General features: G+C 69.4%; 22 protein-coding genes. 16 read left to right on the forward strand and 6 right to left on the reverse strand.

Going from position 1 to position 21,914, the window contains the following annotated elements:
* Positions 1–97: 97 nt before the first annotated feature.
* The gene (locus tag EGT67_RS12880) at positions 98–1,138 is read right to left on the reverse strand and encodes an NAD(P)-dependent alcohol dehydrogenase (protein WP_127916471.1); all 1,041 of its coding nucleotides are present in this window, start codon (positions 1,136–1,138) and stop codon (positions 98–100) included.
* Between the two features lie 99 nt (positions 1,139–1,237).
* Between EGT67_RS12880 and EGT67_RS12885 the strand changes: the two genes are divergently transcribed.
* The 3 genes from EGT67_RS12885 (at position 1,238) to EGT67_RS12895 (ending at position 3,720) form a co-directional block, all read left to right on the forward strand.
* Entirely contained in the window at positions 1,238–1,603 is a 366-nt protein-coding gene (locus EGT67_RS12885; protein ID WP_127916472.1) for a hypothetical protein, read from the forward strand.
* A 108-nt stretch (positions 1,604–1,711) separates the two neighbouring features.
* Positions 1,712–2,920 carry a PucR family transcriptional regulator gene (locus tag EGT67_RS12890; RefSeq protein ID WP_127916473.1) on the forward strand — a complete coding sequence of 403 codons (1,209 nt, stop codon included), beginning with the start codon at positions 1,712–1,714 and terminating at the stop codon, positions 2,918–2,920.
* A gap of 302 nt (positions 2,921–3,222) precedes the next feature.
* Positions 3,223–3,720 (forward strand): macro domain-containing protein, encoded by a 498-nt coding sequence (locus tag EGT67_RS12895; protein WP_127916474.1) that lies wholly within the window; start codon positions 3,223–3,225, stop codon positions 3,718–3,720.
* Between the two features lie 542 nt (positions 3,721–4,262).
* Here the strand turns inward: EGT67_RS12895 and EGT67_RS12900 are convergent.
* Entirely contained in the window at positions 4,263–5,138 is an 876-nt protein-coding gene (locus tag EGT67_RS12900) for an SGNH/GDSL hydrolase family protein (RefSeq protein WP_127916475.1), read from the reverse strand.
* 565 nt (positions 5,139–5,703) lie between these two features.
* Here EGT67_RS12900 and mihF point away from each other — a divergent pair.
* Positions 5,704–6,015 (forward strand): integration host factor, actinobacterial type, encoded by a 312-nt coding sequence (gene mihF / locus EGT67_RS12905; RefSeq protein ID WP_127916476.1) that lies wholly within the window; start codon positions 5,704–5,706, stop codon positions 6,013–6,015.
* 101 nt (positions 6,016–6,116) lie between these two features.
* Here mihF and EGT67_RS12910 read toward each other — a convergent pair whose 3' ends face one another.
* Both EGT67_RS12910 and EGT67_RS12915 read right to left on the reverse strand, forming a co-directional pair.
* Positions 6,117–6,704, reverse strand: a complete 588-nt coding sequence (locus EGT67_RS12910; protein WP_127916477.1) for a hypothetical protein — start codon at positions 6,702–6,704, stop codon at positions 6,117–6,119.
* A 46-nt stretch (positions 6,705–6,750) separates the two neighbouring features.
* Entirely contained in the window at positions 6,751–7,551 is an 801-nt protein-coding gene (locus tag EGT67_RS12915) for a GNAT family N-acetyltransferase (protein WP_127916478.1), read from the reverse strand.
* A 218-nt stretch (positions 7,552–7,769) separates the two neighbouring features.
* Here EGT67_RS12915 and EGT67_RS12920 point away from each other — a divergent pair, with 218 nt between their 5' ends.
* Together EGT67_RS12920 and EGT67_RS12925 are read left to right on the forward strand one after the other, a co-directional pair.
* Entirely contained in the window at positions 7,770–9,017 is a 1,248-nt protein-coding gene (locus tag EGT67_RS12920; RefSeq protein ID WP_127916479.1) for a cytochrome P450, read from the forward strand.
* A 197-nt stretch (positions 9,018–9,214) separates the two neighbouring features.
* On the forward strand, positions 9,215–9,607 hold the full coding sequence (locus tag EGT67_RS12925; protein WP_127916480.1) for a DUF4259 domain-containing protein: 393 nt from the start codon (positions 9,215–9,217) through the stop codon (positions 9,605–9,607).
* A gap of 39 nt (positions 9,608–9,646) precedes the next feature.
* On the opposite strand, the gene EGT67_RS12930 is transcribed toward EGT67_RS12925, so the two are convergent.
* Positions 9,647–11,716, reverse strand: a complete 2,070-nt coding sequence (locus EGT67_RS12930) for an acyltransferase family protein (protein ID WP_241566008.1) — start codon at positions 11,714–11,716, stop codon at positions 9,647–9,649.
* Positions 11,717–11,865: 149 nt separating this feature from the next.
* Here EGT67_RS12930 and EGT67_RS12935 point away from each other — a divergent pair, with 149 nt between their 5' ends.
* The 4 genes from EGT67_RS12935 to EGT67_RS12950 all read left to right on the forward strand — a co-directional run bounded on the left by EGT67_RS12935 (position 11,866) and on the right by EGT67_RS12950 (position 15,479).
* Complete coding sequence (locus EGT67_RS12935) at positions 11,866–13,140, forward strand: adenosylmethionine--8-amino-7-oxononanoate transaminase (RefSeq protein WP_127916675.1); 1,275 nt, start codon at positions 11,866–11,868, stop codon at positions 13,138–13,140.
* A gap of 53 nt (positions 13,141–13,193) precedes the next feature.
* On the forward strand, positions 13,194–14,348 hold the full coding sequence (locus EGT67_RS12940) for an 8-amino-7-oxononanoate synthase (RefSeq protein WP_421958126.1): 1,155 nt from the start codon (positions 13,194–13,196) through the stop codon (positions 14,346–14,348).
* Positions 14,345–15,034 (forward strand): dethiobiotin synthase, encoded by a 690-nt coding sequence (gene bioD / locus EGT67_RS12945; protein WP_127916483.1) that lies wholly within the window; start codon positions 14,345–14,347, stop codon positions 15,032–15,034. Before EGT67_RS12940 ends, bioD begins: the two co-directional genes overlap by 4 nt.
* A 70-nt stretch (positions 15,035–15,104) precedes the next feature.
* Positions 15,105–15,479 carry a nuclear transport factor 2 family protein gene (locus EGT67_RS12950; protein WP_127916484.1) on the forward strand — a complete coding sequence of 125 codons (375 nt, stop codon included), beginning with the start codon at positions 15,105–15,107 and terminating at the stop codon, positions 15,477–15,479.
* Positions 15,480–15,512: 33 nt separating this feature from the next.
* On the opposite strand, the gene EGT67_RS12955 is transcribed toward EGT67_RS12950, so the two are convergent.
* On the reverse strand, positions 15,513–15,995 hold the full coding sequence (locus tag EGT67_RS12955; RefSeq protein ID WP_127916485.1) for a hypothetical protein: 483 nt from the start codon (positions 15,993–15,995) through the stop codon (positions 15,513–15,515).
* A 113-nt stretch (positions 15,996–16,108) separates the two neighbouring features.
* Between EGT67_RS12955 and EGT67_RS12960 the strand changes: the two genes are divergently transcribed.
* The 6 genes from EGT67_RS12960 (at position 16,109) to EGT67_RS12985 (ending at position 21,740) form a co-directional block, all read left to right on the forward strand.
* Positions 16,109–17,044 (forward strand): hypothetical protein, encoded by a 936-nt coding sequence (locus EGT67_RS12960; protein ID WP_127916486.1) that lies wholly within the window; start codon positions 16,109–16,111, stop codon positions 17,042–17,044.
* A gap of 174 nt (positions 17,045–17,218) precedes the next feature.
* Positions 17,219–17,503, forward strand: a complete 285-nt coding sequence (locus EGT67_RS12965; RefSeq protein WP_127916487.1) for a hypothetical protein — start codon at positions 17,219–17,221, stop codon at positions 17,501–17,503.
* 11 nt (positions 17,504–17,514) lie between these two features.
* Positions 17,515–18,318 (forward strand): hypothetical protein, encoded by an 804-nt coding sequence (locus EGT67_RS12970; protein ID WP_241566009.1) that lies wholly within the window; start codon positions 17,515–17,517, stop codon positions 18,316–18,318.
* A gap of 42 nt (positions 18,319–18,360) precedes the next feature.
* Positions 18,361–20,292 carry a fumarate reductase/succinate dehydrogenase flavoprotein subunit gene (locus EGT67_RS12975; RefSeq protein WP_127916489.1) on the forward strand — a complete coding sequence of 644 codons (1,932 nt, stop codon included), beginning with the start codon at positions 18,361–18,363 and terminating at the stop codon, positions 20,290–20,292.
* Between the two features lies 1 nt (position 20,293).
* Positions 20,294–21,049, forward strand: a complete 756-nt coding sequence (locus EGT67_RS12980; protein ID WP_127916490.1) for a succinate dehydrogenase/fumarate reductase iron-sulfur subunit — start codon at positions 20,294–20,296, stop codon at positions 21,047–21,049.
* A gap of 361 nt (positions 21,050–21,410) precedes the next feature.
* Positions 21,411–21,740, forward strand: a complete 330-nt coding sequence (locus EGT67_RS12985) for a hypothetical protein (RefSeq protein WP_127916491.1) — start codon at positions 21,411–21,413, stop codon at positions 21,738–21,740.
* Positions 21,741–21,914 lie beyond the last annotated feature (174 nt).

Raw genomic sequence — 21,914 nt, forward strand, 5'->3', positions numbered from 1 at the left:
GTCGGTGCTCGTTCTGCCACGGTACTGCGCCGCGGCGACCGTGACCGGGCGTCCGGATACCGGCTCGGCTACGAAGTGGAGGTGGACACGCGGCCGCTCACGGCACGATGACCGCCCGGCCGCGCAGTGTCCCGGCGGCGAGCCGCCGGTACGCCTCGACGCCGTCGTCGAGCGAGAACCGCTCCACCGCGATGTCCAGGACGCCCTGGTGCGCGAGGTCGATCAGTTCGATGAGTTCGCTGCGCGAACCCCAGTACGGCGACGCGACGTTCGTCTCGAACGCGCCGGTGAAGAAGCCGACCCGGGCGGCCGCCTTCCCGTCGCCGAGCCCGACGATCGTGACGTCCGACCCGACTCCGGCAACCGCGGTGGCGACGTCGAGGGTCGGCTGCAGACCCACGAAGTCGAGCACGAGCGCCGCACCGGCGGGGCCGGTGATCTTCCGGACGTTCGTGGCGGCGTCCGCGTTCGAGAGCACCGTCTCGTGGGCGCCGACCTCGCGGGCGAACGCGAGCTTCTCGTCGTTGACGTCGAGCGCGATGATGCGCGCGGGGGAGAGGTGGCGCAGGAGTTGGATGCCGACGTGTCCGAGGCCGCCGGTGCCGATCACCACGGCGTATGAGCCCGCGCGCAGCTTGCCGAGGGATCGTTTGATGGCGTGATACGGCGTGAGGCCGGCGTCGGTCAGCGGCACGGTGGCGACGGGGTCGAGGTCACCGATCGGGACGAGGTGCCGGGGCGAGTCGACGATCATGTACTCGGCGATCGCGCCCGGAGCGCCGAGGCCCGGTGGGGCGATACCGAGATCCTTTGCGCGGGAACAGTAGTTCTCGAGACCCTGAGCGCAGTGCCAGCAGCGCCCACAGCCCCACGGCCCGTACACGACGACGTTCGTGCCGATGTCGAGGTCGGTCACGCCGGCGCCGACGGCGGCGACCCTGCCGGCGCCCTCGTGGCCGAGCGTCATCGGCAGGTCGTAGCCGAACGCCTCCGCCGGCAGACTCATGATGAATTCGTCGGAGTGGCACACGCCGGCGGCGGTGACTTCGAGCAGCACCTCGCCGGGGCCGGGTTCGGGCATCGGGATCTCGACCAGTTCGGGCTCCGCGCCGATCCGGGTGTACTGGATTGCCTTCATACCGCGCTCCTTCGGGGGGAGATTCGCTCGTGTCGTCGAGCATCGCACGATTCGATCACTCCCGGGACACTGCCGCCGGGCGGCGCTAGGTTTCAGGACATGGCGGACGAGAATCCGGATCCCGAGTACCTTTACGGCTGCCTGTCGGAGCGGGCGCGTCTGGCGCTGCTGCGCAAGCCGCAGGGCTTCGTGCCGCCGGAGTTCATCGGCCAGGTCATGAGCGTGTGCGGAGACGACAGTGTCTGCTACGTCTCCCCGGTCGACGACGCGTTGCCGCACTTCGCGATCCTCCAGGGCCCGGTGTCGGACTTCTTGTACGGTCGCCGGCGGGACCTCGACACCTGGTGGGAGACGCTGGCCCCGGCGGCACGCACGGCACTGGCCCGCGGCGACGTCCTGTTCGAGTCGTCCCTCGTCGACAGCGACTACGTCACGCTGCGCATGACCGGGGCCGATCTGCGGTAGCGACGGCCCGCCTGCGGCGTTTCCCTGCCGCACCATCACAGGCGCCGCGTCTACGGTGGAGACGCGGATCGTCGGTGGCGAACACGATCCGGAAAGGTATGAGTGCGGGTGAAGGCGCGCGGACCGGCCGACCAGTGGTTGCGGAACTACCTCACGACGACGCTGACGCAGGACGCTCTGGACGTCTTCCTGTCGGGTCTCGAGGAGTCGTTCAGCGCGGATGTTCCCGAGCTGGCCGCGGACGCCGAACTGCAGCGCGACCTGAGGTCCGCGGTCCGCAGCCAGCTGAGTGCCTTCCTGGTCGCGAGCGGACCGTCGTCGGCGGGAGGCCCGGCCGCGGCGCCGATCTCGGTGGAGGCCCACGCGCTCGCCCGCACCGTCGCGCAGCGGGGGCTCGAGCTGCGGGTCCTGTCGCAGCTCTACCACGCCGGACATCGGGCGATGCTCTCGTTCGCCACCGAGTTCCTCCAACAGGAGGACCTCGATCCCCAGTTCAAGCTCGAGGTTCTGACCACGATGTGGTCGCAGACCAGTGAGCTGCTCAACGCAATGCTCGACGAACTCGCGGTCACCTACTCGGACGAGCGGGAACGGCTGCTGCAGGGGGCCTTCGCCTCCCGTGTGACGGCCGTGCGCGAAATCCTCGACGGCGGTGGCGGTGTTGCGCAGTCGTCCGGTCTGCTCGGGTATCCGTTGCGGCTCGAGCACACCGCGGTGGTTGCGTGGGTCGACGACTCGACATCCTTCGCGGGCTCTCTCGACAGGGTGATGACTCGGATCGCGCGCGGGCGGCGCACCCTGACGGTGCCGTCAGGGGCGCACGGTGTGTGGTCGTGGATCGCGAACGACGGCGACGACGCGTGGGTGATCGATCGGAGTCTGATCCCGCACGGCGTGCGACTCGCCGTCGGTGCACCCGCCCCCGGCATCGCCGGATTTCGCAGCAGCCATCGTGAGGCGCAGGCAGCGCAGCGGATCGCCGAGGTCGGCAAGCGTCGGGACGTCGTGACCCGCTACACGGACGTCGAGGTCGTGTCGATGCTGTCGGCGGATCCCGATGGAATGCGCACACTGGTCGAGCGGGAGTTGGCCGGTCTCCTCGGCGCGGACGGAGCCTCCGAACGCCTCCGCGACACCCTGCGTGCGATGCTGGGCTGCCACGGCAACCACGAGGCCGCCGCCCGTCGCCTGGGAATCCACAAGAACACCGTCCGGTACCGCATGCAGCGGGTGGAGGAGCTCCTCGGCGGCGAGATCCTGACGCGACGGCTGAAGCTCGAGCTCGCGTTGAAGTGCTTCGACGTCTTCGGTGGGTGAGTGGTTCGCACGTACACCGGGTCCCGGTCGGCTGTGCCGCGTGAGGCACGATGCTCGTCCGCTACGGCGGAGTAGACCGATATCAGCGAAAGGCGTTGGACTGCAGAACCTTTCGGTTCATGGTTTTGATCGGAACCGGATCTGGCCGCAGATCGTGGAACTCGCCGGCGAGTCGATCTGCCGCGTGGTGACCGCGCGTCTGTGGTGTCCGGCGGCGGTGGAGCGGTGGTTGGCGGACCGCAGTACCTAGTGGGTGCGTCGTCCCCTGCTGTGTGTCTTACCCACTTGCTAGCGTGGCCGACATGTCCGATATTCCGGGTACTTCCGCGGCGCTGCGCCTCATTCGCGGCGACGCCACCAGCCCCCAGGCCGCCGGGCCCAAGATCATCGCTCACGTGTGCAACGACCGCGGCGGCTGGGGCAAGGGGTTCGTGCTGGCCCTGTCCAAGCGCTGGCCTGAACCCGAGCGCGACTACCGTGCCTGGCACCGGGAACGAGCCCGCAATGGCTTCGATCTGGGCGCGGTGCGCCTGGTCCAGGTCGAACCGGACACCTGGGTGGCCAACATGGTCGGACAGCATGGCACCAGGCGCGGCAGCGGCGGCCCGCCGGTGCGCTACGAGGCCATCGCAGCCTGCCTGCGAACGGTGGCCGACCACGCCCTGGCACTGGGGGCCACCGTGCACATGCCGCGCATCGGCTGCGGCCTGGCGGGCGGGAAATGGGAGCGCGTCGAACCGCTGGTGCGGGACGGACTGTGCGCCCGCGGAGTGGCCGTCACCGTCTACGACGTCGACTGATCCGGCTGGGACCCCAGCCGCTCCTCGAAGGCAGTCGGCGCGATCCGCGCACTTTCGCTGGGCAGTGCGAAGGTGAACGTGCCTCCCGGGTTCGATATGGAACGGGAGGGGATCTCGGTGCCGGTCCGAAGTAACCGGGCCGCAGGCGAGTGCGGCGGATCATGGCTACGTTCCGCCACCCGGGTACGAGCTGAACACGAGGTGGTTCAAGCTGCCGTGGGAGCCCAGCAGGTCGTGGGACAACAACTCGAACCTGCTCGGTCCGTTCGGTACGGGCGACATCTACTGCTACACCTACCCGGGGGCCCTGACCGGCCCGCTTCCGCTCGACTGCTTCCAGCTCGATCCGTGGGGGCAGACGCATCAGCTGATCCGGGTGCCGTTCTCACAGAACTTGCACGTTTTCAATCCGATTCCGACCCCGCCGGGACAGCTTCCGGGGACGCTGGGATCGTCCTGACGCGCGTTCGCTCAGGTCCCGCGCGGCAATCACTCGGTGTCACCGACCCACAACTGGAAGACTTCGTGCGTCCAGTTGTGGGTCAGTGGTGCACCACGTCGAGTACCCGACGCGCCATGTGTGCCATGCCGGCGGCGTTCGGGTGCAGCGGGCTCGCGGACGGGCCGGCTTGGCGTCCCTCGAACCACCGTTGATCGGGTGCCGCGCACGCATCGTGCCCCTGCGACCCCGCGGCGACGTCGACGAACTGCGCGCCGGACGTCGCGGCCGCCGTCGCCAGGACACCGTTGAACACCGCGAAGAACCCGTTGACCCAGACGGCGTCGGCGTCGCTGATCGGGAGGTTGGGCCAGCATCCGCGGTTGTCGAAGATCCCGCCGTGCCCGACGAGGACGACGCGGGCGAAGGGTGCCTTCGCTCTGATTGCCGCGAGGGTCGACCACACCTTCGGCGCGAGATCCGCCAGGGCCGATGCCGCGTCGCGAGTGATCGCGGGATCGGTGCGACATCCCGCATCACCGCCGGGTCCACTGGCGTAGCACCGGGAAATCAGCTTCGGCCAGCGAATGTCGTTTCCGCCGATGCTGAGGGTCACCAGCGTGGTGTCCGCCGGCAGTCGGTCGATCTGCGGAGGCACCGCGCCGGACGACGTCTGCTGCGGGGTGTTCGTCACGTTCTCGGTTCGTGCGCCGGAGCATGACAGGTTGAGGAACGACGCCGCGTTCACTCCCCGCGCGACGAGGTTCGGATAGCCGAGGTTCGAGCGCTTACACCCGTTGGTCTCCGCGATCCGGTCGAGCGACGGTCCGGCGGCCCGGGAATCACCGAGCGCGACGTACCGCACCTCGGAGTCCGCAGGGGCGCCCGCCGCGGTACCAGGGGCCGCCAGTGAAACCGCGGCAACGGTCGCGACGACGACTGTGGTGACTGCCGCGCGAAATCCAACGGGCCTTCTCATGACACCAGTATCCGTGGCGAGCATCGTGACATCGGGGAGGCTCATCCGCAGTGGTTTCTGTGTCGCAGAACAACGAGGGGCCACTGCACGGATAGATGACATCTGATCTGTGGTGCTGTGCATGGGGTGATGGCACGTTCTGGTGGGTGCTGTTCGAGGTGGTCCTGCCGTGAGCATTCCCCGCATCTACCGTCCCGTCGTCATCGAGTACCTGCACGACGTCGAGAGGAAACCCGCTCCTCCCGCGGGCCGGAACGGACAGATCACGTCCGCGGCGTCCTCGGGGGCTGGACGGGTTCGTTCCTGCGAGGGCAGACCCGGGCGTCTCGCGTCATGGTTGTGCTCTCACACGCCGTACCCGCCGTCGACGTCGAGCGTCCCGAAGATCAACCACGGCATCCGTCGAGCACAGCTCGAGCACCGTGAGACGAGCCTGCACCGGCGTCCAGCGACATGGCCCCGGCAGCGGTAGCCGGTGTTCGGCATCCACCCTGCCCTGTCGGAGGTCCCGACTACGGTCGCACCCGACGCTGACCAGTCGAGACACCACGAAAGGGACCGATACATGGCACTTCCCACCCTGACCCCCGAACAGCGCGCCCAGGCGCTCGAGAAGGCCGCCGCCTCGCGCCGCGCACGGGCCACGCTCCGCGAGGAACTCAAGACCGGCAAGGCGAGCTTCGCCGACGTCCTCGGCCGCGCCGGCACCGACGAGATTGTCGGCCGCGCCAAGGTCCTCTACATCCTCGAGTCGCTGCCGAAGATCGGGAAGGCCACCGCCCTCGAGATCATCACCGACCTCGGCATCTCCGAGACCCGCCGGATGGGTGGTCTCGGGTCGAACCAGCGCGCCGAACTCCTCGAACGACTCGGCTGATCCGGCCGTAGAAGGAGCCTGCGAGCGATTGCCTCGCAGGCCCTTTCGCTTTCGCCGCCCTGGATCGAGGGTGCACGCGCCGCAAAGGCAGGTGCCGGGCCTCAGCAGTAGTACGGCGGCTCCGTGTCGGGATCGTCGACCACGACGTCGACGCGGGTGTCGGTCACGAGCCGATCGACCGCGTCGGCGTGGGCACCGATCGACGCGAAATGCGGATCGACGTCGCTCGTCACGCACCACGCGTGATCGGCCGGCCATGCGAAGGCCGGGGGAGGGGCCTCGGTGTCGTCCAGCAGCGACTTGATCCGGGCGTCCCAGTCGGCGACGTCGGCGAGCGATCCGCGGAACAGGAAGTAGTCGCGGTTCGGGATCGAGACCTTCGGCATCGGATCGTCCCCGCTGAAGCTGGGCCACCCGTCCCAGATGCAGAAGTGGCAATCGTCAGGCGTGGTGGTGTGCTGGGCCAGTTCGGTCAGCACGACAGCGAGTTGTTCGTTGTCCGACAGCGCGTCCGGGCCGACGTGGACCTCGCCTTCGCGTTGTCCCGGATAGCTGGGGTCGGGGATGAATCTCAGGCGCGCGTACTTCTCGAAGCCGCGCGGACCGCGGGCGGCCAGCCGTTGCCAGTCCTCGTCCGACCGCTCGAGCCAGCGCGCAGCCGACAGGTCGGCACACCGTGTGATGCTCATCCGAGCAGTATGGCCGCCGCCCCGTGGCGCCGGAATGCGGCGCGCACTAGGGGATTCGGAACCCGCGGAACGTCACCTCGCGGCGCGGGCGGAAGCCGAGTCCTCGGTAGACGCTGATCGCCTGCGTGTTGGTGCCGGCGACGTGGAGGAAGGCCCTGTCTCCGCGGGCGGAGATCCGGTCGGTGAGTTCCCGGACCAGGCGGGCGGCGTGGCCCTGGCCCCGTGCCGCCGGCGCGGTGCAGACCGCGCTGATCTCGGTCCATCCCGGCGGGCGCAGTCGCTCACCCGCCATCGCGACCAGCGTGCCGTTCTGCCGGATCCCGAGGTAGGTGCCGAATTCCGGGGTGCGGGGCCAGAAGGGGCCCGGGCGTGTTTCGGTCACCAGTTCGAGCATCTCCGGCAGATCCGCCGGGCCGAGTTCGACCAGTGCGCACCCGGCGGGAACGTCGTCCTCCGTCGCGACCGGGCGCCAGTCCGTGGCCGGCGGCGCAACCATCTGCAATCCGTCGAGGCTGAACACTGGATCCCAGTGCGCGGGAGGGAGTTCCGGGCAGCTGAAGAGATCGGCGAAGCCGCCGGGCCCGAGGAGCCGGGCGAGGTCGTCCCAGTCCGCGGGTTCCGGGTCGGCGGGCACCGAGCAGAACGTGGACACCTCCTCCGCGTAGGTGCCCGCCCGACCGACGGTGCGGGACAGGTGGGCGTGCGCACCCGCCAGCGAGAAGTGGACCGGGTGGTCGAGTCCGGGGTCGTCGATCTCCGCCCAGTCGTCCGCGAGCAGCGACCCCCGCGACCCCCCGGCGTCGGAGTGTCCGGCCGGGAGGATGTCTGAACGAGGATCTGACGCCATGCGTCACAGCCTCGCATCCGGGGGAGTGGTCGGGGAAATCGGTCGGGTTCGATCCGGCGGAACACGACGCGAGCGGTGAGCGTCAGGTTTGTACTCATCGCACAACCTCCGCCCGCTGAGCTGTGCGGAATGACCAAGCGAGATCTCTCGCGTGCGTGTGATCATGGTCACGCGGATCGCTGAACGGTCTGCACCGGTCCCGAGAGAAGGTGTGCGGCATGGCAATTCCCGGCGTCCCCGAAGGTTTCGATTTCACCGACCCCGACGTCTACGAGCAGCGGTTGCCGATCGGCGAGTTCGCGGCGCTCCGCAAGTCGGCCCCGGTCCACTGGGTGGAGCAGCCGCCGACCAAGGGCGGCTATGCCGACGAGGGCTACTGGGCGGTGACCCGCCACGAGGACGTCAAGGAGGTCTCGCGCAACAGCGAGGTCTTCTCGACCTGGGAGAACACCGCGATCGCGCGCTTCTCCGACGACATGCCCCGCGAGACCGTCGAGTTGATGCGGCACCTGCTGATCAACAAGGACGCCCCCGAGCACACCAAGCTCCGCAAGATCATCGCCCGCGGCTTCACGCCACGCGCCGTCCAGAGTCTGCGTCCGGCGCTGAAGGCGCGCGCGGAGAAGATCGTGCAGGACGCCGTGGCCGCCGGATCCGGCGACTTCGTCGAACAGGTGGCCTGCGAGTTGCCGCTGCAGGCGATTGCGGAGCTGATCGGCGTGCCGCAGGAGGACCGGCACAAGATCTTCGACTGGTCGAACCAGATGATGGGCTACGACGATCCCGAGTTCGCGGAGGAGTCGGCCACCGCGTCCGCCGAGATCCTCGCGTACTCGTACGCGATGGCCGAGGAGCGGCGCAAGTGCCCCGCGCAGGACATCGTCACCACGCTCGTCGAGGCGGACGTCGACGGTGACGGTCTTGCGTCCGAGGAGTTCGGGTTCTTCGTGCTGCTGCTCGCGGTCGCCGGCAACGAGACCACCCGCAATGCGATCACGCACGGCATCATGGCTTTCATGGACAACCCCGACCAATGGGAGTTGTACAAGCGGGAGCGTCCGGCGAGTGCCGTCGACGAGATCATCCGCTGGGCCACGCCCGTCGTCGGATTCCAGCGAACCGCCTTGGCGGACACCGAACTCGGCGGTCAGACGATCCGTCGGGGCGATCGGGTCGTGATGTTCTACTCGTCGGCGAACTTCGACGAGGACGTGTTCGAGGATCCGATGCGGTTCGACATCACCCGCACCGACAACGACCACCTCGCGTTCGGTGGCACCGGCGCACACTTCTGCATCGGGGCGAACCTCGCGCGGATGGAGATCGAGTTGATGTTCAACGCGATCGCCGATCACATGCCCGACATCACCAAGCTCGGGGACCCGCGCCGACTGCGGTCCGGGTGGATCAACGGGATCAAGGAACTGCAGGTGGACTACGCCGGCAAGTGCCCGGTGGCGCACTGAGAACGGCTGCGCCGCAGCGGGATCACGGCTCGCCCCGATACCCCCTAGGTTCCCGATTCTGCGCGGCACGGAACTGCTGGAATACCCGGAAGTGTGGCGGCGGTCTGGCAGGCGGGCGAAAGACCGCCCCGACCGGTCGGCCCGGATCCCGCTACGCTGCGCCCGATACGGCACACGGTCGGCAGGGGAGGGTTTGGATGGGCGTCTGGGGTCCGGGCAACTTCGACAGCGACACGGTGGCGGACGGGTTCGGAGAGGTCACCGACCGGATCATCGGCGACATCGCGGAGCAGTTCGCCGACGCGTCCGACGACTCCGCGCTGGAACCGGACGAGTGGGGCGGGGAGATGGTGCCGGCCTGGCTCGAGATCCTGACCGAGATCGTCGAACCGGGACGGGTCGGCGCGACATTTCCGTCGGTGGCCGTGCTGCGCGACTGGCGCGAGCGGTACCTGCGCGTGTGGGACGGGTACATCGACGCACTCGAGCCGAAGGACGACCACAAGGTGGCGCGGCGCGCGGTGCTCGTCGACACCTTCGAGCGGGCCGTCGCCCTGGCCGTCAGGCGCGAGCAGGATCTGCGCGACTGACGGCCCGGGCGGCCGCGCGGCGGCGACGGTCGGGCGGCCTCACCACCAGTCGGTCGCCGGTCCGAGCAGGCGATCGAGTTCCGGGGTCAAGGTCCGCACGTACGTCGCGGTCAGGTGGTTCGAGTCGCGGTAGATCAGGACGTTGCCCTCGATGACGCGGCACCGGTCCGTCCGGCACACGGCATCGGACAGGTCGAGCAGTCGTACGGTCGGGAGATCGGCGGCCGCGGCCTGCGCCGGGTCCATCGCGGACAGGACGTCGGCGCGGTCGATCCCGCACGACTCGGCGGTGCCGCCGCGGCGGGCCAGGCAGTCGGCGGCCCGGTACTGGACGCCGTCGCTCTCGAGCCACGGCGTGTCGCGCAGCGCGATGACGTCCATGTCGCGGCCCGCGAGTTCCTGCCACAGCGCGACGTACGTGTCCGGGGTGTAGTCGCCGGGACCCTCCGGGGTGGGCCGGGTGGAGGTGCTGAAGACGAAGTCGGGACGGGCGTCGGTGAGGGCGTCGACGACCCCGAACGTCCACTCCTCGCACTCGCCGACCTCGGCGTCGGGGGCGGGGAGGACCGCCGGGCAGCCCACCTTCAGGTATGTCTCCACCCGGAATCGATGTTCCTGGCCGAGCAGGTCGAGTGCGGGCAGCCAGTGCTCGGCGTGCGAACCGCCGATCAGTGCGATGGCGCGCTCGGCGTCGGCATCCCCGTAGGTGCAGGTCAACGGGTCGATCTGGCCCTGCTGTGACATGCAGTCGTCGAGGGTGGCGGCGGGCAGGTCGGCGTGCGCGACGTAGCGGGACGGCTCCTCGCGGGTGTGCGGGACGTCGGCGCCGGCGACCAGCACCGCCGCCCCGGGGTGGGTCAGGGGATCGAGATCGGTGTGCTGCGCCCACTGCTCGGTGCGGCGGTCGATGAATCCGGCCCATGTCACCGAACCCGCGGCCAGCAGGACCGCGAGCGTCGACGCGACCGCGACGAGCGCCGTGCGGGTGCGTCCGGTGCCGGAGGGGCGCCGGATCGGGGTCTCGATCAGCCGGGTGGTCAGTTCGGCCAGCACCAGCGACAGCGCGATCACGACGAGGCCGCCGGTCAGGCCGGCGTCCGTGCGCTCGCTCAGCACGAGATAGGCGATCAGGATCGGCCAGTGCCACAGGTACAGGGCGTAGGCGATCGTGCCGAGGCGCAGCAGCGGACGGGACGCCAGCACGCGGGTGAACGGGTTGTCGTCCGCCCCGCCCGCCCCGGTGTTGCCGGCGACGATCAGGGCCAGCGCGGCGCCGACGGGGACCAGGGCCCACGGGCCGGGGAACTGGGTGCGGCCGTCGAGCAGCATGCCGCAGCCGAACACGATGGCGAGACCGGTGACGGACAGCACGATCCGTGCCGCGCGTGGGACCCGCAACCACGGGGCGACGCACGCGAGGACACCGCCGGCGAGCAGTTCCCACATGCGCGCGCCGGAGTCGTAGTACAGCCACGTCTGCGGGAGGTCGCTCGTGGCCGCGTAGGTCAGCGACGCGACGGCGAGGACGCTCAGCAGGACCGTCAGCGGGCCGCGGACCGAGAGACCTCGGGAGCGCAGCAGCCACGCGAATCCGAACACCACGACGAGCGCGGCCAGGTAGAACTGGCCCTGCACCGAGATGGACCAAAGGTGTTGCAGCGGACTGACGGACGGGTCCGCGGCCAGGTAGTCGCTCGCGGTGTCGGCGAGGTGCCAGTTCTGGAGGAACAGCAGCGACGCGGTCGTCTGCTTGGCGGTCTCGTACCACGACGTGGCCGGGTGGTACGTGACGGTGAACACCGCCACCGCGGCCAGGACGACGACGAGCGCGGGCATGAGCCGTCGGGTGACGCGGCGCACGACCGGAACCGGATCCAGCAACGCCGCGGACTCGGCGCTACGCAACAGCGAGCCGACGAAGAAGTAACCCGACAGTGCGAGGAAGATGTCGACGCCGCCGGAGACTCGGCCGAACCACACGTGGTACGCGACCACCAGGCCGATCGCGAGCCCGCGGAGCCCGTCGAGATCGTTGCGGTGAGCTGCGCGAACGGGGGCTGCGGAGACTTGCTGGTGACCAGCGGCACGGTCGATGGCGCGGGCTGACACGCAGTCCTTTCGGTCGGCGGGGCGGAGGCGCCGCATGCCAGAAGTAGGCAGCGGCCACCTCCACGTTACCCGGCCGTGTCCTTGGCGTTACCTCGTGCCGTGTCCGTCTGCCGGGACACCTACAGTCGGGCAGCGTGAACCCCCTGAGCATGCCCTCCGACCGAATCGTCGAGATCGACACCACGCACCTGTGGCACCCGTACGGCGCGTTCCCGGCCTCGACCGCCCCGCTCGTCGTCGAGTCCGCGCAGGGTGCCCGGCTGACGCTCGCCGACGGCACCGAACTGGTGGACGGAATGAGCTCGTGGTGGTCGGCCGTGCACGGCTACCGCAACCCGGTGCTCGACGCCGCGGTCACGGACCAGTTGGGTCGGATGAGCCACGTCATGTTCGGTGGACTCACCCACGCGCCCGCGGCCCGGCTCGCGGAACTGCTGGTCGAGATCACGCCCGACGGGCTCGACAAGGTGTTCCTCGCGGACTCCGGCTCGGTGTCGGTCGAGGTGGCCGTCAAGATGTGCGTGCAGTTCTGGCGGAGCAAGGGTCGATCCGAGAAGCACCGGCTGCTGACGTGGCGCGGCGGCTACCACGGCGACACGTTCGCGCCGATGAGCGTCTGCGACCCCGACGGCGGCATGCACTCGATGTGGACCGACGTCCTGGCCCGGCAGGTGTTCGCGCCGGCGCCGCCGCGCGAGTTCGACCCCGCCTACGTCGCCGAGTTCGAACGGATCGTCGTCGAGCACCGCGACGAACTGGCCGCCGTCATCGTCGAACCCGTCGTCCAGGGTGCGGGCGGCATGCGCTTCCATCACCCCGACTACCTGCGGGAACTGCGTCGCCTGTGCGACGAGCACGGGTTGCTGCTGGTGTTCGACGAGATCGCGACCGGCTTCGGGCGCACCGGGGAACTGTTCGCGGCGGACCACGCGGGCGTCGCCCCGGACGTGATGTGTGTCGGCAAGGCGCTCACCGGCGGGTATCTCACGCTCGCCGCGACCCTGTGCACCACCGAGGTCGCCGAGGTGATCAGCGCCGGCGAGGGCGGCGGCATCATGCACGGCCCGACGTTCATGGGGAACCCGATGGCGTGCGCGGTGGGGTGCGCAGCGGTGGAGTTGCTGCTCTCGCGGGACTGGCGGGCCGAGGTCGCGGCGCTGAACGAGGGGCTCGAGCGCGGCCTCGCTCCGGCGCGGGACGTGCCCGGCGTGGCGGACGTCCGGGTCCTCGGTGGCATCGGCGTGATCGAACTCGACCGGCCAGTCGACATGCAGACCGTGACCGACGCGGCCGTCGGCGCGGGCGTGTGGCTGCGCCCGTTCCGGAACCTGATCTACGCGATGCCGCCCTATGTGTGCACCGCGGAGGAGGTCGAGCGGATCGCCGCCGGCATGGTCGCGGCCGCGCGCAGCCAGAGCCGGTGACCGGATACAAGCCCACTTGAACGCCGTTCAAGTGGGCTTGTATCGTGCTGCGGGTGGGTACCGAATGCGATGCGCTGGGCTGGCTGGACGACGTCGAGACCGAACGGCGGGCGGCCGGCCTGCGGCGTGAGCTGCGGCCCCGCGGCGCCTCCGATCCGATGATCGACCTCGCCTCCAACGACTACCTGGGGCTGGTGCGCCACCCCGAGGTCGTCGAGGGCGCCGTCGACGCCGTCCGTCGCTGGGGTGGCGGGTCGACCGGCTCGCGCCTGGTAACCGGGACCACGTCCGACCACGAACTGCTCGAACGCGAGCTCGCCGATTTCGTCGGGGCCGAGTCCGGCCTGGTGTTCGCGAGCGGGTACGCCGCCAATCTCGGTGCCGTGACCGCGCTTTCGGGTAAGGGTTCGCTGATCGTCTCGGACGCCGGTGCGCACGCATCGCTGGTCGACGCCTGCCGGCTGTCGCGGGCGCGGGTCGTCGTCGCGCCGCACTCCGACGTCGACTTCCTGCGTCGCACCCTCGCCGAGCGCACCGAGGAACGAGCGCTGGTGCTCACCGACTCGGTGTTCAGCGCCGACGGCGACCTGGCCCCGCTCGTCGAGATGCACCGCGCGTGCCGCGAGCACGGGGCGGTGCTCCTCGTCGACGAGGCGCACGGCATCGGGGTCCGCGGCCGCGGTGGCCGCGGGCTGGTCCAGGAGGTCGGCCTGGCAGGTGAGCCCGACGTCGTGGTGACCGCGACGCTGTCGAAGTCGCTGGCCAGTCAGGGCGGCGCGGTGCTGGCGTCGGCGAAGGTGCGTGCCCACCTCGTGGACGCCGCCCGCACGTTCATCTTCGACACCGGCCTCGCCCCGGCCGCGGTGGGCGCGGCGCGGGCGGCGCTGTCCGTGCTGATCCGGGAGCCGCAGCGGGCGGCCGCGGTGCTCGATCGGGCGCGGGAGCTGGCCCGCATCACCGACGGGAACGAGCCCGAGTCCGCGGTCGTGTCGGTGGTCCTCGGCGACCCCGACGTCGCGTTCGCGGCGGCCGCCGCCTGCCGCGAGCGCGGCCTGCACGTGGGCTGCTTCCGGCCGCCGTCGGTACCGGAGGGCACGTCGCGGCTGCGGCTGACGGCGCGCGCGACGATCGACGCCGACGAGATGGCGCGCATCGAATCCGTTCTGGTCGAGGTGCTGTCGGATCGAATGGTGGGGGCGTCGGCATGAGCATCCTCGTCGTGTCCGGCACCTCCACCGATGTCGGCAAGACCGTCGTCACCGCGGCACTCGCGGCCGCGCTGCGTGCCGCCGGCCGGTCGGTGGCGGTGTGCAAGCCCGCGCAGACGGGTGTCGGGCCGGACGAGCCCGGGGACCTGGCCGAGGTCGCGCGCCTGAGCGGCGTGACGGCGACCGTCGAACTGGCCCGCTACCCCGAACCTCTCGCCCCCGACACCGCCGCCCGGCGTGCCGGGATGCCGCTGTTGACCCGCGCCCAGGTGGTGGCGGCCGCGCGTGACCTCGACGCGCGCCACGATGTGACGCTGGTCGAGGGCGCCGGCGGTCTGCTGGTCCGCCTCGGCGCCGACGGGTTCACCGTGCGCGACGTCGCCGCCGACCTGGCCGCCCCCGTCGTCGTGGTGGCGGCCGCCGGGCTCGGCACCCTCAATCACTGCGCGCTCACCGCGGAGTCGCTCGCTTCCGCAGGCGTGAAGTGCGGCGGGTTCGTCGTCGGCTCGTGGCCGGAACAGCCCGATCTGGCGGCCCGGTGCAACCTCGACGACCTACCCGCGGTCACCGGTGCGGCGCTGGTCGGACGGGTGCCCGAGGGGGTCGCCGGTCCGGCGGCGGCGCAGTTCGCGGAGGCCGCCACGGGCTGGTTCGAGCCCGAATGGCTGGCGACGTTGATCGGTTGAGGCGTCTGCCTTCCGGAGGCTCGCCGATGCGGCACCATCGAAGGTCGGACGTCGCGGGAAAGGACTCGCCATGATCAAACTCCCTGCCGACCTCATGCGAATCAACCTTCTCGAGGTCTTCAACGAACCCGACACGTCCAAGCGGGTCGAGACCATCGCAGAGAACTATGCCGAAGACGTCGTGTGGCACGAACCGGACCGGATCATTCACGGGCGCAAGGCCCTCGCGCACCGCGCCGAAGAGTTGCGTGCCGAGAAGCCGGACTGGGTGTTCCGGCCCGTGGGCACCGCGGTGGGGCTCGATGACATCGGCCACCTCGGCTTCGAGTACGGGCCCGCCGGTCGACCGGAGATCTCCGGCATGGACATCGCTCGGATCGAGGACGGCGTCATCGTCGAGCTCTACACCATCGTCACCGAGATCCACCCGGCATCCCGATCTTGATCGACGCCCGGCCGGGGTGATCGGCGGCCGGTCTCAGATGAGAATGCGGCAGTAGATGCGGTCACCGCGGGCGACCGCCCCGGTGGCCAGTTCCGCCAGTGCGGTGAGGAACGGTGCGGACTCCTCGGACGGTTCGTATCCCTCGTCGAACACCCAGGTGCGGGCCGCGGCGGCGACCGTTGCGGCATCCGCACCCGCGAGCGCATCGCGCAGTTCGTCGGCCACGGTCACGATCAGGGCATCGCCGTCCTCGCCGGCCGCGACCAGGGACCCTCGCCGTGGGCCGGACGCGACCTCGTCGTAGGTCCGGCCGGTGAGCACCGCCTCGAGCCGGCCCAGTGCGACGGTCGGCTCCATTCCCTTGGCCTGCAGAACCGGAGTGCCGCTCGCGGCGGCCTGGACCCGTGGGCCGGAGACTTCCGCGTCGGTTTCCGGGTCGAGGTCGAGCAGGCCGTCGAGCGCGGCGGTGGCGACCTCGTCCGAGGGGGCCGTGAAGTAGTCGGTGATGGCAGACACGAGCGGCATCGTCGCACAGTCGGCATCGTTGCCACGGGACCGACGGCCGTGTCCGCGGATCGGATCGCGAATGGGCTCGGCGCGGTCGATGTGCCGCTTTGTAGGGTGCGCACATGTCGAAGTCGTTTCTCACGCCGGTCGGCCCGGAACTCGCGATGCCGGAACGCAGCAGCGTCGCCGCACATCCGGCGGGCTGGCTCGTGTCGTCGCCCGACAGGTTGCAGGTGTTCGACCCGACGTTCGGGCTCGTGCTGTTCACCGCACCGTTCGACGGGTGCGGGGCTTCCACGGTGTCCGCCGAACTCGACTACGCAGCGGTCAGTCTGCGTGACCGGGCGCAGCTGCGTGGGGCGGACGGTTCGGTGGTCTGGGAGCGGGTGCACGACGGCTGGCCGCAGTGGGGGACCGGTTCGGCGTACTGGGACGCGAGCACCGAGACGTTCGCGTTCACCGTGCCGGGGGACGACAGCGATCTGTGGTGTCTCGTCCAGGGCGGCGAGACGGTGGAGTCCGTCGAACTCACGAACCTGACCGCGGGCGGTTCGCACGTCGCCCGTGCCCGCAGCGGACATCTCGGGCTGTCGATCGGCGCGGGGCAGGACGGCGGTGCGGTCTACTGGGTCGACCCGAGGCGGCTCGGTGAGCACCTGCCCCCGGTCGTCTACGACGAGGAGATGGTCGTCGATGCGGGCCGCGGCGATGCGATCGTGACGCTCACGTACGAAACGGACGTCCTGTGCCGGCGGTCGGCCGTCGACTCGGGATCGGTCGTGTCGGTTCGGTCCGCCGACATCGATTCGAGCATCGACGAGGGTATGCCGTACCTGTGGGTGGTGGGTGCCCGTGATCGACTCGTCGTGTGCGTCGACGACGACGAGGACACCGGGATATTCGTCGCCGGCGCAGCGGATCTCGGATCGTGGACGCAGCTCGAACCGCCGGCCGGCCTGGATGCGGGCGCAGTCCTGGTCGGCGGTGTCGACGGCCTGTGCGCGAGCTACGACTGGCGGTCGGGAGCGGTCCGTCTGTGGCACGGACCGTCCCTGTGACCTGAGCGGCTCCGCCGGGGGTTCCGACGGGGTGGCGGTAATCAGCGGCGACGAGGCGGCGCGTGACGTACTGTGAGTGCCATCACATCGTGCAGGCAGATCGGGCGGCGGACCGACAGCCCTCTACCGCTCCGATCTGGCCGAGGAATCGACCAGTGCTTCTCGGAGGTACCGATGACCACCACCGAAGTGATGGAGTTGCAGCGCACGATCGGGCACTTGCGCGAGTGCGTCGGATCGTTGCGGGACGTGTACGGCGACGCGTCGGCAGTGCGCCGCCTCGCCAATGATGTCGACCGACTCGACATCGACGCGCACGACCTGAGCGATTCGCCGCCGCGTCCGACGGTCAGCGCCACCGCCGAGCGAGTGCAGGTGCCCGACACCCCGTACGACCGCTCGCTGTGGCAGGGAGCGGACGACGAGGGCCTCGGCGGCAACCCGCACGAGCCCGCGTGAGGACGCCGCGGGTGACCGAGATCGGCGCTCCACCGCCGGCTCGGGCGGATATCGCTGCGCGCACGCTGCGGACCGACCGCTGGTGGCTCGCACCGCTGCTCACCACCGTCGGGCTGGCCGTGTTCGTCGTGTACGCGACGATCCGGTCGTTCGTGCGCACCGCGTACTGGGTGGACGACTACCACTACCTCACGCCGTTCTATTCGCCGTGTATCAGCGCGTCGTGCGTGCCGGGTTCGAGCCACTTCGGGACGTGGGTCGGCGAGCTGCCGATGTGGATCCCGCTCGGCTTCCTGGTCCTGCCCTTCCTACTCGGCTTCCGGCTCACCTGCTACTACTACCGCCGGGCCTACTACCGCTCGATCTGGCTGGCGCCGCCGGCATGCGCCGTCGCGGAACCGCACGCCCAGTACACGGGGGAGACGCGACTGCCGCTGATCGTCCAGAACTCGCACCGCTACTTCTTCTACGTCGCGCTCGTCGTGTCGCTGGTCAACACGTACGACGCGGTCCGGGCGTACGAGGGGCCGAACGGAAGCTTCGGCCTGGGCCTGGGCAGTCTGATCATCACCGGCAACGTGATCCTGCTGTGGGCGTACACGCTGTCGTGTCATTCCTGCCGACACGTCACCGGCGGTCGCCTCAAACACTTCTCCGCGCACCCGGTCCGGTACCGGCTGTGGACGTGGGTGAGCCGGCTCAACACCCGGCACATGCAGTTGGCGTGGACCACGTTGGGGACGCTCATCCTCACCGACTTCTACATCATGCTGGTCGCGAGCGGCACGATCTCGGACCTGCGACTGATCAACTGAGGTCCCTTCCGGCGTCACCGACGGACAGACAGGGGAGTGTGCATGGCCGAGGTCGAACGGCACAGCTACGACGTGGTGGTCATCGGCGCCGGCGGCGCCGGGCTGCGGGCGGTCATCGAGGCGCGCGAGCGGGGGCTGTCGGTGGCCGTCGTCTGCAAGTCGCTGTTCGGCAAGGCACACACCGTCATGGCCGAGGGTGGCTGCGCGGCCGCGATGGGGAACGTGAACTCGAAGGACAGCTGGCAGGTCCACTTCCAGGACACCATGCGCGGCGGCAAGTTCCTCAACAACTGGCGCATGGCCGAACTGCACGCGCGTGAGGCGCCCGACCGGGTCTGGGAACTCGAGACGTACGGCGCGCTGTTCGACCGCACCGAGGACGGCCGGATCAGCCAGCGCAACTTCGGTGGGCACACCTATCCGCGGCTCGCGCACGTCGGCGACCGCACCGGGCTCGAGCTGATCCGCACGATGCAGCAGAAGATCGTCTCGCTCCAGCAGGAGGACTTCGCCGAGACCGGCGACTACGAGGCGCGGGTGAAGGTGTTCGCCGAGTGCACCGTCACCGAACTGCTGAAGGACGGCGACCGGATCTCCGGTGCGTTCGGGTACTGGCGCGAGTCGGGGCGGTTCGTGCTGTTCGAGGCGCCCGCCGTCGTGATGGCGACCGGCGGCATCGGCAAGTCGTTCAAGGTGACGTCGAACTCGTGGGAGTACACCGGCGACGGGCACGCGCTCGCTCTGCGTGCCGGAGCGAACCTGATCAACATGGAGTTCGTCCAGTTCCATCCGACCGGCATGGTGTGGCCGCCGAGCGTGAAGGGCATCCTGGTCACCGAGGGCGTCCGCGGCGACGGCGGTGTGTTGAAGAACTCGGACGGCGAGCGGTTCATGTTCTCCTACATCCCGGCGGTCTTCAAAGGTCAGTACGCGGAGACCGAGGAGGAGGCCGACAACTGGTACGACGACCCGGACAACAACCGGCGCACCCCGGACCTGTTGCCGCGCGACGAGGTGGCCCGCGCCATCAACTCCGAGGTGAAGGCGGGGCGCTCCACCCCGCACGGTGGCGTCTACCTCGACATCGCGTCCCGCATGCCGGCGGACGAGATCGTGCGCCGACTGCCGTCGATGCACCACCAGTTCAAGGAACTCGCCGATGTCGACATCACCAAGGAACAGATGGAGGTCGGTCCCACCTGTCACTACGTGATGGGTGGGATCGAGGTGGACCCGGACACCGGAGCATCCACGGTGCCAGGGCTTTTCGCCGCGGGCGAATGCTCCGGCGGGATGCACGGGTCGAACCGTCTGGGCGGCAACTCGCTGTCCGACCTGCTGGTGTTCGGCCGTCGGGCCGGACTGGGTGCGGCCGACTACGTGCAGTCGCTCGAGACCCGACCGACGGTGGCCGACGCCGACGTCGCGGTGGCCGCCCGGGTGTCGGTGGCGCCGTTCGACCCGCCGGCTTCCGGCGCGGGCGAGAACCCGTACACGCTCCACACCGAGTTGCAGCAGACGATGAACGACCTCGTCGGCATCATCCGTAACGAGGAGGAGATCGAACGGGCGATCGCGAAACTCGACGAGGTCAAGTCGAGGCTGCCCGGGGTGACGGTCGAGGGGCACCGACAGTTCAATCCGGGCTGGCACCTCGCGCTCGACCTGCGGAACATGGTGCTCGTCAGCGAGTGCGTCGCGCGCGCGGCGCTGATGCGCACCGAGAGTCGCGGCGGTCACACCCGGGACGACTACCCGAACATGGAGGCGCAGTGGCGGTCGACGCTGCTGGTGTGCAGCACGGTGGCCGGGGATCCGGCGCTGGACGACCCCGCCGCCGTGCCCGACGTCATCGTCACGCGCGAGCAGCAGCAGCCGATGCGCCCGGACCTGCTGGCGCTGTTCGACATCGACGAACTGGGGAAGTACTACACGGACGCCGAGACCGCGGGGCATCCGGGAAGGACGACCTGACATGGGCTACGACGCGAAGTTCAGGGTGTGGCGCGGCGACGCGTCCGGTGGTGACCTGCAGGACTACACGGTGGAGGTCAACGAGGGCGAGGTCGTCCTCGACATCATCCATCGCATCCAGGCCACCCAGTCGGCCGATCTGGCGGTGAGATGGAACTGCAAAGCCGGCAAGTGCGGATCGTGTTCGGCGGAGGTCAACGGACGCCCCAAGCTGATGTGCATGACGCGGATGTCGACGTTCGCGGAGGACGAGACGGTCACCGTGACACCCATGCGCACCTTCCCGGTCATCCGTGACCTCGTCACCGATGTGTCGTTCAACTACACGAAGGCGCGCGAGATCCCCTCCTTCACCCCGCCGCCCGGGTTGGCGCCGGGGGAGTACCGGATGAAGCAGGTGGACGTCGAACGCTCGCAGGAGTTCCGTAAGTGCATCGAATGCTTCCTGTGCCAGAACACGTGCCACGTGGTTCGTGACCACGACGAGAACAAGGAGGCGTTCGCGGGCCCGCGTTACCTGATGCGGATCGCGGAGTTGGAGATGCATCCGCTGGACACCGTCGACCGCCGCGACTCCGCGCAGGACGAGTTCGGTCTGGGCCTGTGCAACATCACCAAGTGCTGCACCGACGTGTGCCCCGAGGACATCCACATCACCGACAACGCGCTGATCCCGATGAAGGAGCGAGTCGCGGACCGACGGTACGACCCGGTTGTGTGGTTGGGCAACAAGCTCTTCCGGCGCGGCGGTCGCTGACCGCGTCGCATCCCCGGTGAGACTGCGCGCCAGTCTGATTGGTGTGTGGACTGCCACACCGGACACGGGCCGCATCGGTGGCACCCGCCTGGGGGTGGGTGCTAATTTGGGATGCACGGTCGATCCGCTGTCCGTCGGGGGTGTGCGGCACCGGAGATGTTCAGGAGAGTATTGCTGTGCCGCGCTTCGGTTCCCGTGTCGACGTCGATGTCGATGCGCTTCCGCAGGTCCTCGCCGGTTCGGGGCGAGGATGACGAAAATCCCTCTTCCGCTTACGAATTCGCCTACCTTCCGATCCTCTCGGATTCGGTCGCGGTGACCCGAGCCCCGTTCCACCAGTTTCGTTTCAGAAAGCACCACGATGTCTCTCGTAGCCGACCGCCCCACCCCGGATTCCGCGCCCGCCGCCGAAAGAACCCCGCCGTTCGCGGCGATGCTCCGATGGCTTCGCCGGTCGGGCGGTGACACGTCGATCGCGCTCGGCGCGTTGTCCGTCATCACCTTCTGGACGTTCGGTCTGGGGATCGTGCTCGGGATAGGAGCGATCGGCGCCGGTGTCGTCGCGACCCGTTCGGTGACCGTCGGGGACGGCGAACCGAGGTCGCTCGAGGCCGTGTTCGGCATTCTCAGCGGCGTGTTCGGTGTCGTGGCCGGTGTGATCTTCCTGGCTGTCGCCGGTCCGCATTGGTGAGTGACGCACCGACCGGTCACGATTGATCGTGTGCGTCCGGTGATCTACACGAAATCGTCACTCGCTCGGGCGTGAAGGTCCGTCGTATCGTTGGGGCAATGACGAACATCGACGCAATTCCAACCGCGTCGGACGCACCCGGCGTTCGGACGTGGTGGATCGGCTCGACCGGTC

The sequence above is a fragment of the Prescottella agglutinans genome, from assembly GCF_004011865.1.
Taxonomy (GTDB): domain Bacteria; phylum Actinomycetota; class Actinomycetes; order Mycobacteriales; family Mycobacteriaceae; genus Prescottella; species Prescottella agglutinans.